This is a genomic window from Dehalococcoidia bacterium, assembly GCA_025060295.1.
Classification (GTDB): Bacteria; Chloroflexota; Dehalococcoidia; order Lucifugimonadales; family HRBIN23; genus HRBIN23.
Map to the genome: position 1 here is coordinate 37726 of JANXCH010000011.1, position 12266 is coordinate 49991.

Consider the following 12266-nt stretch of genomic DNA (forward strand, 5'->3'; position numbering starts at 1 on the left):
TGCCCTCGGCCCCACGCAGGCGATGCCCCCTACGACGCCCGTGCCGTCGCCTTTGGGGGCTCGGTCAGCAGGCGCTGGAAGACCTCCACCCACCCCTTGTCCACAAACACCAAAGTATCGCTCCGATTGGGACGGGCGTAGTAGCCGCTGCCATCACCCAGGAGATTGCCTATCTCCAGAGTAATTACGCGGCGGGGACGCTCCGTCTGGAAGGGCAGTTCATACTCCACACTCACCGTCACCTGGGGGTTGTCCACCCCATAGGCCGCGAAGTCTTTCACCCCCCGCTCCAACACCCGCAGGGAGGGGGGGCCCCCCAGAAGCGGTGTCACCTCCTGCCAGCGGGGAGGGTCTATAGGGGTATCCTGCGGGTCATCAAAGGCCCATTGCCCCCGAAACTTGCGGAAGGCCACCTTCGCCTCACCCTGTTGCACCAACAGGCGCACCACCCGCTCCGGCACCACCCGATAATACCACTCGGGATAGGGCGGGTCGGTAACCAGGCGTCCCAGCACATCCCCCCACGAGGCGTCCACCAAGAACAGTTGCGGGGAGCCCTTCAACTGAGCGTAGTGGGCGGTGCCATCGGGGGTCTTCTCCCCCAGCACAATCTCAAAGGTGCGCCCCCCGCTCGCCTCGACCTGAATCACCAGGGAGGGCTTGTCCAACCCGTAACGGGCAGGGTCATCCACCTGCTCGGCCAACAGACGGCGCGACTGAGGGCCACTCAACAGCAGCGTGATGCCCGCCCAGCGGGAGGGATCCACCGGCAGAGGCTCCGGCTCCTCCAGCCACCAGTTCCCCTCCTTCTGCACGAAGCGTTGCCTCTGCCCCCCTTGGGTAAGGGTAATGGCGAGCATGTCGTCCATATTGATGGCATAAAACCAGGGGGGCTCCGGCTCCCGTTTCGGGGGGCGTTGCACTTGGGCAAAGTAGAAATAGCCCGCCACCACCACCAGGAACACCAAAAGCAGAGAGATGATGCGGATGTTCATACCCGCTTACCTGTGCCTCCACCACACGATCAGGGCCAAAAAGGCCACCGCCGCCGGCAAAAGGAACCACGACGAGTAGCGAATAAAGTTGAACTCCCGCCGCGTCATCACCAATTCCCGGAAGGCAACGGGCTTGGGACGAATGGAGATGAGGGCATAATCCTTAGCCAGCCAGTTCACCGCATTCAGGAACAGGTCGCTGTTGGTATAGGCGTAATAGTACTTATTGGTGGCGAAGTCCGAATCCCCCACCACCACAATACTCGTCATGGGCTGTTCCTCCCTGGGGGAAGGGCGCTGGGGCTCCTCGTCCACGGGGGCCAAGGCCTCCACCACCAACCCCAGCACAACGGGACCGGGGGTATCCTTCCCCTCCAAGAACTCGTTACGCTCCTTATCCGTGGTGACCCACGAGCGGGGCGAAGTGGACACCAAAGGCGTGTAGTCCACCCAGGGGGGCTTCTTGCGGGGATCCCGCTTATAATCCGCCAAAATGTCCACGGGCGTGGCCAAGGGGTAAAAGGTGACGTCCAGGGGGTTGGTAATGGTATGGTCCAGGTATTGCACCCTCTGCACCACCGGCGTGCGGGGGTCTCCCGTTACCGAACTGCCCTGGTCCACCACCGTGCCCTCCCCCAGCACCACACCCCACCTGCGCAGGAGATCCTTGAAGGTCTGGGGTGTATCGGGATCCAGCAGGAACAGGGCACGCCCCCCACCCTTCAGCCAGTTCAGCAAGATGTCCCGCTCGGTCTCTAGCAGGTCGCGCTTGGGGCCGGCGACCACCAGCACGGCGGCGTCCTCGGGCACCCGCCCCGCCTGGGACAGATTGAGGGGTTGGATGCGGTAGTTATCGTTAATCAGCCCCCGTGCAGCGAACCCAAAGCCCTGACTGTTCTCCTGCACATCGGTGATGTCCCGCTCGTTATGTCCCGTCAAGAAGTAGACCACCTTCTGCTGGGTGCCCGTCACGATGAGCAAGGCACTAGTGAAGTCCTGCTCCGTGACAGGGGGAATGAGCACCGTATGGCGCCGCTTGCTCTCCTGGGCCTCAAACACCACCGCCGGATATTGGTTCACCCCCATCTGGCGCGCTTTGGACGGCTCCGCCTCCGGGTCCACGAACTGATAGGTGAACTTCTTATCCGACCGACGAGCGAACTCAAAGAGCAGGTCGTCCGCCCGCTGGCGGTCCCGCGCCTGGTCGGCGCGAGTAGGGACAAAGAAGGCCACCGCCCGCACAGGCTCCGGCAACTCTCGCAACACCTTAATGGTTTGGGGGGCCAGGGTGAACTGCTTGGTAGCGGTTGTATCCACCCGCTGGGCATTACGGAAACTGATGAACCCCAGCAGGGCCAGGATGGTCGTAACCAGCGCAAAGAGCACCAGGGCGTTGAGGGTCAGACGCCCCCGCCGCCCCGTAACGGCGCTCTTCACGGCCGGAAAGGCAGCCACCGCCCCCAGCACCAGCAACCCCACCCCCGCCAGCACCACCCCAAGCGCAAAGGGGCGCAGATCCGGCACCCAAATGTAAAGCGCTCCCCCCCCCACCACAAGCCCACCCCCCAAGGCTCCCAACAGGGACGCAATACTTGCGAGCCACCCCAACACCCGCCGAACCAGGCTGGGGGCAGGGCCGGGGGGTGCTTTCGGCCGTGCCGTTGTGCGGGCCATACTACCTCCACCGACGGGAATCCAGGTTGCGCTCCGTCAGAAAGAGCACGAAAACCGTTACCAGCAGGTAATACACCACATTATGGGTGTCAATCACCCCACGCGCGAAGTCGTCAAAATGGGCGGTGAGGCTGATCTGCTCCAACACCCGGGAGGCAATGCCCCCCACAATTTGCGCCGCCTGGTCAGCCAGGGTCATCAGGAGCAGAACCCCCGACCCCACAATGGCAGCCACGATCTGGTTACTGGTAAGGGAGGAGGCGAACAGACCAATGGCCAGACAGGCGCTCCCATACAGAAGAATTCCCAAATAGCCCGACAGAAGCGGCCCCACATCGGGATCGCCGAACCAGAACAGCAGGAGCACATAATACAAAGTCAGGGCGAGGGTGCCCACCAGGATACCTAGGCTGGCCAGGAACTTCCCCAGCACCACCTCCCAGTCGCGGACAGGGGCCGTCAAGAGCAGTTCCAGCGTCCCCAGCTTCTGCTCCTCGGCGAACAGGCGCATGGTCAACGCCGGTGCCCAGAACACGAAGAAGAAAGTGGCCGGCAGAAGCCAGCCCCGAATGGTGGCCTCAGCGAAGGGCCGACTGATGGACGACACGAAGAAATACCCCGTCAAAGCCAGGAACACCGCCCCGACCACGTAGGCCATGGGCGAGCCAAAGTAGGACTTGGTCTCCTTCCAGGCGATGGCCACAGTGTTGCGCACGCCTTACGCCTCCTCCTCCTGGACTGTGAGACGCAGGAAAATCTCCTCCAGGGAGATGCTGGCGGGGTTCAACTTCAGCAGGCCCCAGCCCTTACTCACGATGGCCTGGGCAATTTGCTCCCGCAGGTCTGCCCCCCGACGCGACTCCACGATATAGGTTGCGGGTTCCCCCTCCCCAATGCGGCGCACATCCATCACCCCCCGCATCCCCCGCAGCAGAGGCATCACCTCCTTAGCTGGCCCCCGCACCTCCAGCTCTATACGCTCCGTGCCCTTCAAGCGTTCTGCCAGGTTGGCGGGGGTATCCTCGGCCACCACCCGCCCCTCGTGGATGATCACCACCCGGTTGCACACCATACTTACCTCAGGCAAGATATGGGTGCTCAAAATAATGGTGTGCTCCTTCCCCAACTCCCGGATAAGGCTGCGCGTCTCCACCACCTGAATGGGGTCAATGCCGATAGTGGGCTCGTCCAGAATGAGCACCTCCGGCTCGTGCAGGATGGCCTGGGCCAGGCCCGTGCGCTGGCGATACCCCTTGGACAGTTTGGCGATGTGGGTGCTCCGATACTCGTGGATTTTGACGATGTCAATCACCTCGTTAATCCGCTGGCGCAGACGCTTCTTGGGCATCCCCCGGATGGTGCCCATGAACTCCAAATAGTCCTCCACCGTCATATCGGTATAGAGGGGGACAGTCTCGGGCAGATAGCCAATGCGCCGGCGCGCCTCCAGAGACTGGCTCTGGATGTCGTAGCCGGCGATGCGCACCGTCCCGCTGGTGGGGGGGATGTAGCCCGTCGCAATGCGCATCGTGGTGGTCTTCCCCGAGCCGTTGGGGCCCAAAAAGCCCAGGATATCCCCCTTCCGCACCGTAAAAGAGACCCCCTCAATGGCCATAAAGTTGCCATAGTATTTGGTGAGGTCTTTGACCTCCACCATCACCTGGTCCGTTCCAGTGGACACCCTCTCCTCCCTTGCGCAGGCTATCCCAGAATGGCCTCCACCGGTACCTCTAGGCCGGGGAGGGCGAGGGGCGTAAGCCTCTCCCCCCTGCCCACCCGCTCCACCCGCCCATACCCTTGCCCCGCAGGCTCCCTATACACTTCTACGCATCCCGCCGCCAGGTCCACCAGCCACACCTCCCGCACCCCTGCACGGGCGTAGAGGGGCACCTTCACCTGGCGCTCGTAGTCGGCCGAGGTATCGGCCACCTCTATCAGAAGAAGCACATCCTGGGGGCCAGGGTGGGCGGAAGCGTAGTAGTCGGGGCGGGGCACCAGGAGGGTGATATCGGGCTGGGGCTCCGAGTAGGGGCCCAAACGCACCGGGTTCTGGGCATTGACGAAGGCGTGCGGGCCGACCTTCTCCGAAAGAATGCGAATCAGCCGCAGCACCGTAGAAGCGTGACGTATCCCGATAGGGGCCATCGTGCGTATCTCCCCTTCCAGCAGTTCCACCCGGTCATCCTCGCCTAGGATGCCCGTCTCCGCCATGCGGTGGTATTCCTCCACCGTGAACAAACGCCGTGCCCCGACAGTAGTCATCTGCTCCCCTCACGGTCTATTCTATCGGATAGGGACAAGGGAAGAAGGAGGAGACCAGCCACCCCTCACGGGCCTTTGAAGCGGATGCGCACCGGGTCGGCCTGCTCCCACCCGAACAGGTACAGGTCGGCGTTCTTGGGCACCTCAAAGAGCATCCACCCCTGCACCTGGTAGCCCTGGGGGATATCCAATTTCCCCCACAGGAAGGGCAAATACGCCCCCTCCGGCTGGACGGGCTCGCTCACCTCCCGCCGCGCCTGAGTAAAGTCCAGGGGCGTCCAGCGATTGCCCCGCGGGTCCTCCAGGTAAGCCGCCTTATCGTCCACCATCAGGCTGACCAGAGTGGACTTCTCATTGCGGATGGTAACGAACACGGCTGCTAGGGTGTGGTCGGGCTTGGAGGGGGTGATAGCCCAGTGCTTGCCCTCGTGCTGGAAGCCTACCTGGGACACCGTGCGGGGCTGTTTGGCGTTGATGACCAGGATACGCCCCCATCCCCACTTCCCCTGATCCACCCGCTGGACACACCCCCACACCAGCGCGGCCAGCAGGAGCACCAAAAACACCACACCCAGGCGATACCACCCCATCCCCTTCATACCGATCGGTTCACCTGCCATCTGCCTCACCGTCGGGTGGAGGCCATACTGGGCAAAGCCCGTAGGCGTTGCACCAGGGCGGGAAGCACCTCCAGCACCCGCTCTATCTCCGCCTGCGTGGTATCCCGCCCGAGGGTAAAGCGCACGCTGGAGCGAGCGATATCCGGGGGAACCCCCATAGCCGTCAGCACATGGGACGGCTCCAACGAGCCGGTGGAACAGGCGCTCCCACTGGAGGCGCAGATACCCTCCATATCCAAACCCAACAGGATAGGCTCCCCTTCCACCCCAGGGAAGCAGAAGTGGGCGTTGTTGGGCAGGCGTTGCGTGGGGTGCCCGTTCAGGATAGCCCCTGGCACCCGCTCCCGCACACCAGCGATAAACTGGTCCCGCAGACGGACCAAGCGGGGCACCACTGTGGGGCGCTCCTCCTCTGCCAGTGCCAGGGCAGTGGCCAGACCCACAATGCCCGGCACATTCTCGGTGCCCGACCGCCGCTCCCGCTCCTGTCCCCCACCCATGAGCAGAGGCTCAAAGGGAGTGTTGCGCCGCACATACAGCACCCCCACACCCTTGGGACCGTGGAACTTGTGGGCAGACAAGGACAGCAGATCCACCCCCAGCGCGTGGACAGTGATGTCCAAAAAGCCCGCCGCCTGCACCGCATCGCTATGGAAGGGGATCGGACGTCCCAAAGCCTTGCTCCGCTCCCGCACCACCCGCGCGATGTCGGCGATAGGCATCACCGTCCCCACCTCATTATTGGCGTACATAATACTCACCAAGATGGTCCGCTCGGTGATAGCCCGTCCCACAGCGTCGGGGTCCACCATCCCATAGCGGTCCACAGGCACCAGCGTGGTGCGGAAGCCCAACTGCTCCAACTGATGGCAGGTGTGCAGAACGGCGTGGTGCTCCACGGCCGACGTCACAATCGTATCCCCCGTCTGACGCAGGGCCAGGGCTACCCCTTTGATCGCCGCGTTATCGGACTCGGTTCCCCCACTGGTGAACACCACCTCCGTGGGCCGGCACCCCAGCACCTGCGCCACCCTTTCCCGGGCGTCCTCCAGGGCTTTGCGGGCCTCCTGGCCCAAGCTATGGATACTGGACGGGTTACCGAAGCGCTGGGTAAAGTAGGGGAGCATCGCCTCCAACACCTCCGGACGCACCGGGGTCGTGGCGGCATGGTCCAGATAGATGAGGGAACCGCGCTCCATAGATGCCCCTCCTGCCTCCACCTTCCTATGATAACGCCTGTCTGGGCAGAAGGTGAGGCCCTCGCCCCCTAGACCCCCAACTCCTCCCGCACCCGCAAAAAGTGAATCACCTGCTCGCGGCTAATGAGCCCCACCACCTGCCCGTTCTGCACCACAGGAACCTGATTGACCCCCGCCTCGTCCAACACCTCCAGGACGCGGTAGGCGTCCTCCTGGGGTGACACCGTGACCACACGCTCTAGCGGGGTCATCGCCTCCCGCACGGGGGTATACGCCCACCGCTCCCGGGGCACCTGGCGCACCTGATGCACCGTAACCAGCCCATAAGTGCGCTGGTCGTCGCTCACCAACAGGCATCGTACCCCACGCCCCAGCAGATACTCATCCACCACCGCCTGCACCGAAGTGGAGGGGGCCACCCGCGGGCATTCTGGGGCCATCAGGTCGCGGGCCGTGAACCCCTTCAACCCCTCCCGCAGACGCAGTTGCCGATAACTAGATGCCGCAGCCCCCTGCAAAAACCACCCGATAAGGGCTATCCAGACACCCGACAGGAACGCCGCAGGCACAAACAGGGCCTGCACAATGCCCCCCAGGATGAACAGCACCCCTATCCCCTGCCCCACCCCAGCGGCAATACCGGTCGCCCTCTGGTAACTGCGCGTTACCGCCCATAGTATGGCCCGCATCACCCGCCCCCCGTCCAGCGGGAAACCGGGAATCATGTTGAACACGCCCAAAAGCACATTGGCAAAGGCCAAGTAGGACGTTATAGCAAACAGGTGGGCCTGCCGCTCGGCGAAGAACACCGCCAACCCCCAGAACACACCCCCCAGCACAAGGCTCACGAAGGGGCCCACCGCCGCCATCACCAGTTCCACCCCCGGCGTCGCCGCCTCCCGCGCAATCTGGGAGACCCCCCCGAACACAAACAAAGTGATCCCCTTCACAGGTATGCCCCGCCGCAGGGCCACGATGCTGTGGGCCAACTCGTGGGCCAGCACCGAAGCGAAAAACAGCCCCGCCGTTATCACCGCCAACACCCACCGCTCCGGCAAGGAGAACGAGGGCAGGCGCACCCCAAACAGCACCCGCGCCCCAAACACCTGGGACAACGACACCACGACCAACACAAAGATGAACAGCCAACTGACATGCACCTCAATGGGGATGCCCAAGATGCGCCCGATACGCAACCCACCCATATCCCGCTCCTCACCGTCCAGGGGTGTAACGCAGCGCCACCAACCCCATCAGTTTATACACCAACGCCGCCGCCACCACCGCACACGCCGCAGGCCCCTCCCGCGGGCACAACTCCACCACATCAAAGGCGACGATACGGCGCGCCCGAGCCACCCCCTCCAACAGCACCAGCAAATCCCCCCACGACAGGCCCCCCGGCTCGGGCGTCCCTACCGCAGGCATTACCGCCGGGTCCAACACATCCAAATCCACGCTAATGTATACATCCGGCCCCAGCCGTGGCAAGACCCACGCCAAGGCATCCTGGGCACGGAAGGTGGGCGTCCACGGGAAGAGGGGAATCCCTTGGGCGCGGGCGAAGCGGGCCTCCTCCGCGCTCATAGAGCGCACCCCCACCTCCACCACCCGTGCCACCTCGGCGATGCGCCGTGCCGTGCAGGCGTGGCTATAGGGCGTGCCCATATAGGTATCCCGCAGGTCGGCATGGGCGTCCAAATACAGCACCGACAAGTGCGGATAATGGCGCAGCGCCCCCTGCACACCCCCCAGGGTGATGGAATGCTCGCCCCCCAGGAGCACAGGCATTTTCCCCTTCCCCACAAGGGCATCCACCGTCTCGGCCACCCGCTCAATAGTCGCAGCGGGATCGCCCACATGGGGCTCCACCTCGGGCAGGGTTGCAATGCCCAGGGAACACGGCTCCCATCCCAGGGCAGGGTCATAGTCCTCCAGGGAGCGAGAGGCAGCAATAAGAGCCGACGGGCCTTCCCGCGCCCCAGCCTTATAGGAGGTGGTACTATCATAGGGCACAGGCACCACCACAAAGTACGCCCGCTCCACGTCGGCCTGCTCCGGGGGAAGCCCCAGGAAGTTCCAGGGAACCGACGGCCCACGGATAAGGGATGCCACGACCAGCGCCTCCTAGGGAGCGGGGTGGAGGGTCAAGCGAGAACGCTCCATATCCAGAACCCGCCGCGCCTCCTCGGCGCTATAGTGCTCCAACCCCCGCTCCAACACCCACGTCTTCACCGTCCCCAGTCGGAAAGTCTCCTGCACCAGCGCCTGAGCCTTGCCGTAGTCAAAGGGCTTACAGGAGAAGATGTCTATATGCACGAAAAAACGGTCGGGAAAGGTGTGCACACTAATATGGCTCTCGGCGATAATCACAAAGCCCGATAGCCCCCAATCCTCGGGCACCGGCCCCCGATAGGTAATCACCACCGGCCGAGTAATTTTGGTCATCCCAATAGCCTCGGGGCAGGTATCCAGAAAACGGTAGACAGCCTCGGTGCTGGCCAGGCAAGCAGTGTCGGCGGTATACCCGTCAATCGCTACATGCACCCCGTCTCCTCCGCAGAGTGGATGCAATCCCTTCCAGCATACCCCAGCCCTTTCCTTTTCGGCAACCCAGGCAACTCCCTACCCTCCCCCCGTGGGCACAGACGCCCAGCTCAGGTATCATGGAAGTGGCGCGTGTGCCATCCCCACGCGGGAAGGAATGCCCCGGCTCCCGTTCCCCCAGAGGAACGCGGGACATTGCGGCGGCGGGATGTCCTGCCCAGAGCGCCACACGCCCAGGAGGAGCCATGCTGACGGTAACGGAACGGGCCAGCCGGGAACTCAAGCAGGTGCTGGACAACCTGGAACGGGAGGCTAACCAGTGCCTGCGCCTTATCACCGACCCCCAGGGCAACTTCCGCCTCACCCTGGATGTGGAGAGGGAAAACGACCAGGTGGTTACCCACGAGGAGGAGGCCGTCCTCCTCATTGAGCCTCTACTGGCTCAGCACCTGGAGGGGGCCGTGTTGGATGTGGAGGACACCCCTACCGGCCCCGCCCTGGTCATCTCCCGCTAGGAAGCCTCCTCCCCCTTCCAACTGAAAGCCTTTCGGGGAAGCACCTCCACTATCACAGGGGACGCCCACCCGTGGCGGGCCTGTTCGGCCTGGCGGACCTGCTGCGCCTCCTCCCCGTCGGGCAGGATGCGCGCCTCCCCCTCCAGGATAAGCACCCGCCGCCACCCCTGGTGAGCCACCAGGGCCACCCGGGGCGACCTCTGCAGGTGGCGGAAGGCCGCCGCCTGGGGCGAAAACCCCACGAACACCCGCCCCTGCCACACCGTCAGCCCCGTCAGGCTCAAATGGGGTGCACCCGCCGCATTGGTGGTGCCTACCACGGCGATACGTGCCCTTTGCAGGAAGGCCACCACCTCCTGTCCTGTGAGGGAGCGTGCCCCAAACACCTCCCGGGTAAAGGGCGTCGCACGCTCCAAACTCTGGCGCAAAAGGGCATCCCACCACTGAGCGTCCATCCTCATCTCCGCAACCAGCGGTCCTTCAGGCCAAAGCCCGTTACCGGCACCAGCGCCCGCTCCTCCGGCCGGATCGTGCCCTGGGCACACAAAACGGCCAGCCCTGCAAAGGCGGCAGCCGCCGTCGGCTCGCAGAAAACCCCCTCCCGCTCCGCCAGCAGGGCCTGCCACGCCAGAATATCCTTCTCGGCCACAGCCACCGCCTGTCCCCCCGTCTCCCACAGCGCCTGAAGCACTTGGGCTTTGCGAGGCGGATGGCTCACGGCGATGCCCCCGGCGATGGTGCGGGTGCCGGGGCGCGGTGTCCACTCCCGTTCCTGCCACGCCGCCACAAGGGGGCACACCCGCTGCGCCTGCACCGCATGCAGACGCGGCACACGGACCAGACGCCTTTCCTGCTTGAGCACCAACAAACCCAGCCAGGTGCCGATCAACAGGGAGCCGTTGCCCACGGGAAACACCATATGCTCCGGCACATCGCCCCCCATCTGGGCGAACACCTCCAGGGCAAAACTCTTCATCCCCTCCAGAAAGTAGGGGGACAGGTGGTGGGCGGCGTAGACACCCTCACCCCGCTTCCACGCGTCCTGGGCAGCCTGCGTGGCGGCCTGTCTTCCCCCAGGCACCACCCGCACCTCTGCCCCATACACCCGTATCTGCTGCACCTTGGGGCGGGGCGCCGTATCGGGCACATAGACGACGGCCTGCACACCCGCCCGCGCTGCGTAGGCGCTCAGGGACGCCCCCGCATTGCCCGAAGAGTCCTCCACCACACGGGTAACACCCCATGCCTTCAATACCGAGAGCAGCACAGCGCTCCCCCGATCCTTGAACGAGCCCGTGGGGTTGAGGTATTCCAGTTTGGCCCAGAGGCGCGGACAACCCGCTACCGCCCCCACCCGCTCCAACGGCACCACAGGGGTATTCCCCTCGCCCAGCGAGACCTGTGGCAGACCCGTAGCCAGCGGGAAGGCGTCCCCCCACTGCCAGACGCCCAACCCCTTTCCCGCGTCGGCGCGGGGAGAGGTGTGATACACCGCATCCAAAGGGCCGCCGCAGACAGTGCACATGGGCGCCCGGTGGGTGGCGGGGAACTCCTGCCCACAGGCGTGACACACCAGATGCAGATTCCACACGCCCTTGCCCCTCGAAGGGATTTCCTTTATGGTAGCGCATGGAAGCGGCACGCGCCTCCACCCCTATGCCCAGAAGGAGGGGCCGTGTTCACCATTGACCTGTCGGGCAAGACCGCCGCCGTATTCGGCGTCGCCAACGAGTGGAGCATCGCCTGGCACATCGCCCAAGCCCTAGACGGTGCGGGGGCGCGCCTGGCCATCGCCTATCAGAACGAGCGCTTGCGCGAGCGGGTGGAGCGTCTGGCCCCCACCCTGCGCCAGACTCCTCTGCTCCTCCAGTGCGATGTGCAAAACGAGGGGGAGGTGGCCTCCGCCTTCGCCCGCCTGGCCGAGGCCTTCGGCACATTACACATGCTGGTGCACAGCATCGCCTATGCCCAGCGGGAGGACATCAGCGGATCCTTCCTGAAAACGGGGCGGGAGGGCTTCCGCATCGCCCTCGAGGTGAGCGCCTACTCCTTCCTGCTCCTGGTACGGGAGGCGGTGCCCCTCATGCGCCAGGGCGGGAGCATCCTCACCCTCACCTTCCAGGCGTCTCAGCGGGTGTTCCCCGGCTACAACATCATGGGCACCGCCAAAGCCGCCCTAGAGCACGAGGTGCGTCAACTAGCCTATGAACTGGGGCCCCACAACATCCGCGTCAATGCCCTCTCCGCCGGCCCCCTGGACACCTTGGCAGCGCGAGGCATTGCGGGCTTCGTGGACATGAAGCACATCCACGCCCAGCGGAGCCCCCTCAAACGCAACATCACCCATCAGGAGGTGGGCAAAGCCGCCCTGTTCCTCCTCAGCGATTGGGCCAGCGGCATCACAGGGGTGATCCTGCCTGTGGACGCCGGCTATCATATCATGGGCCTATAGGA

Annotated in this window: 14 protein-coding genes; 2 read left to right on the forward strand and 12 right to left on the reverse strand. The window is 64.3% G+C overall.

The window, feature by feature from the left end; all coding sequences use genetic code 11:
• Positions 1–29: 29 nt before the first annotated feature.
• The 10 genes from NZ951_05265 to NZ951_05310 form a co-directional block, all read right to left on the reverse strand.
• Positions 30–995 carry a DUF4340 domain-containing protein gene (locus NZ951_05265; protein ID MCS7207328.1) on the reverse strand — a complete coding sequence of 322 codons (966 nt, stop codon included), beginning with the start codon at positions 993–995 and terminating at the stop codon, positions 30–32.
• Positions 996–1001: 6 nt separating this feature from the next.
• Positions 1002–2669: a GldG family protein gene (locus NZ951_05270; GenBank protein MCS7207329.1), complete on the reverse strand. Its 1668-nt coding sequence runs from the start codon at positions 2667–2669 to the stop codon at positions 1002–1004.
• Between the two features lies 1 nt (position 2670).
• Positions 2671–3384 (reverse strand): ABC transporter permease, encoded by a 714-nt coding sequence (locus tag NZ951_05275; GenBank protein ID MCS7207330.1) that lies wholly within the window; start codon positions 3382–3384, stop codon positions 2671–2673.
• 3 nt (positions 3385–3387) lie between these two features.
• The gene (locus NZ951_05280; protein MCS7207331.1) at positions 3388–4329 is read right to left on the reverse strand and encodes an ABC transporter ATP-binding protein; all 942 of its coding nucleotides are present in this window, start codon (positions 4327–4329) and stop codon (positions 3388–3390) included.
• A gap of 41 nt (positions 4330–4370) precedes the next feature.
• Positions 4371–4931 carry a Uma2 family endonuclease gene (locus NZ951_05285; protein MCS7207332.1) on the reverse strand — a complete coding sequence of 187 codons (561 nt, stop codon included), beginning with the start codon at positions 4929–4931 and terminating at the stop codon, positions 4371–4373.
• 65 nt (positions 4932–4996) lie between these two features.
• Entirely contained in the window at positions 4997–5551 is a 555-nt protein-coding gene (locus NZ951_05290; GenBank protein ID MCS7207333.1) for a hypothetical protein, read from the reverse strand.
• Between the two features lie 5 nt (positions 5552–5556).
• A complete protein-coding gene (gene nifS / locus NZ951_05295; protein ID MCS7207334.1) occupies positions 5557–6750 on the reverse strand; it encodes a cysteine desulfurase NifS in 1194 nt (397 codons plus the stop codon).
• A gap of 68 nt (positions 6751–6818) precedes the next feature.
• Positions 6819–7955 carry a site-2 protease family protein gene (locus NZ951_05300; protein MCS7207335.1) on the reverse strand — a complete coding sequence of 379 codons (1137 nt, stop codon included), beginning with the start codon at positions 7953–7955 and terminating at the stop codon, positions 6819–6821.
• Between the two features lie 10 nt (positions 7956–7965).
• Positions 7966–8865, reverse strand: coding sequence for an agmatinase (gene speB / locus NZ951_05305; GenBank protein ID MCS7207336.1), 900 nt, complete (start codon positions 8863–8865; stop codon positions 7966–7968).
• Between the two features lie 12 nt (positions 8866–8877).
• Complete coding sequence (locus tag NZ951_05310) at positions 8878–9297, reverse strand: S-adenosylmethionine decarboxylase (GenBank protein MCS7207337.1); 420 nt, start codon at positions 9295–9297, stop codon at positions 8878–8880.
• 245 nt (positions 9298–9542) lie between these two features.
• Here NZ951_05310 and NZ951_05315 point away from each other — a divergent pair, with 245 nt between their 5' ends.
• Positions 9543–9812 carry a hypothetical protein gene (locus NZ951_05315; protein ID MCS7207338.1) on the forward strand — a complete coding sequence of 90 codons (270 nt, stop codon included), beginning with the start codon at positions 9543–9545 and terminating at the stop codon, positions 9810–9812.
• Here NZ951_05315 and NZ951_05320 read toward each other — a convergent pair.
• Together NZ951_05320 and NZ951_05325 are read right to left on the reverse strand one after the other, a co-directional pair.
• Entirely contained in the window at positions 9809–10267 is a 459-nt protein-coding gene (locus NZ951_05320; protein MCS7207339.1) for a pyridoxamine 5'-phosphate oxidase family protein, read from the reverse strand. The two genes, NZ951_05315 and NZ951_05320, sit on opposite strands and share 4 nt — an antisense overlap.
• A 2-nt stretch (positions 10268–10269) precedes the next feature.
• Positions 10270–11403, reverse strand: coding sequence for a pyridoxal-phosphate dependent enzyme (locus NZ951_05325; protein MCS7207340.1), 1134 nt, complete (start codon positions 11401–11403; stop codon positions 10270–10272).
• 84 nt (positions 11404–11487) lie between these two features.
• Between NZ951_05325 and NZ951_05330 the strand changes: the two genes are divergently transcribed.
• Positions 11488–12264, forward strand: a complete 777-nt coding sequence (locus tag NZ951_05330; protein MCS7207341.1) for an enoyl-ACP reductase — start codon at positions 11488–11490, stop codon at positions 12262–12264.
• Positions 12265–12266: the final 2 nt, after the last annotated feature.

Excerpts from the sequence above, each read along its gene's own strand:
- NZ951_05265 (MCS7207328.1), bottom strand. The coding sequence starts at position 995 with ATGAACATCCGCATCATCTCTCTGCTTTTGGTGTTCCTGGTGGTGGTG.
- NZ951_05270 (MCS7207329.1), bottom strand. The coding sequence starts at position 2,669 with ATGGCCCGCACAACGGCACGGCCGAAAGCACCCCCCGGCCCTGCCCCC.
- NZ951_05285 (MCS7207332.1), bottom strand. The coding sequence starts at position 4,931 with ATGACTACTGTCGGGGCACGGCGTTTGTTCACGGTGGAGGAATACCAC.
- NZ951_05290 (MCS7207333.1), bottom strand. The coding sequence starts at position 5,551 with ATGGCAGGTGAACCGATCGGTATGAAGGGGATGGGGTGGTATCGCCTG.
- nifS (MCS7207334.1), bottom strand. The coding sequence starts at position 6,750 with ATGGAGCGCGGTTCCCTCATCTATCTGGACCATGCCGCCACGACCCCG.
- NZ951_05300 (MCS7207335.1), bottom strand. The coding sequence starts at position 7,955 with ATGGGTGGGTTGCGTATCGGGCGCATCTTGGGCATCCCCATTGAGGTG.
- NZ951_05315 (MCS7207338.1), top strand. The coding sequence starts at position 9,543 with ATGCTGACGGTAACGGAACGGGCCAGCCGGGAACTCAAGCAGGTGCTG.
- NZ951_05320 (MCS7207339.1), bottom strand. The coding sequence starts at position 10,267 with ATGGACGCTCAGTGGTGGGATGCCCTTTTGCGCCAGAGTTTGGAGCGT.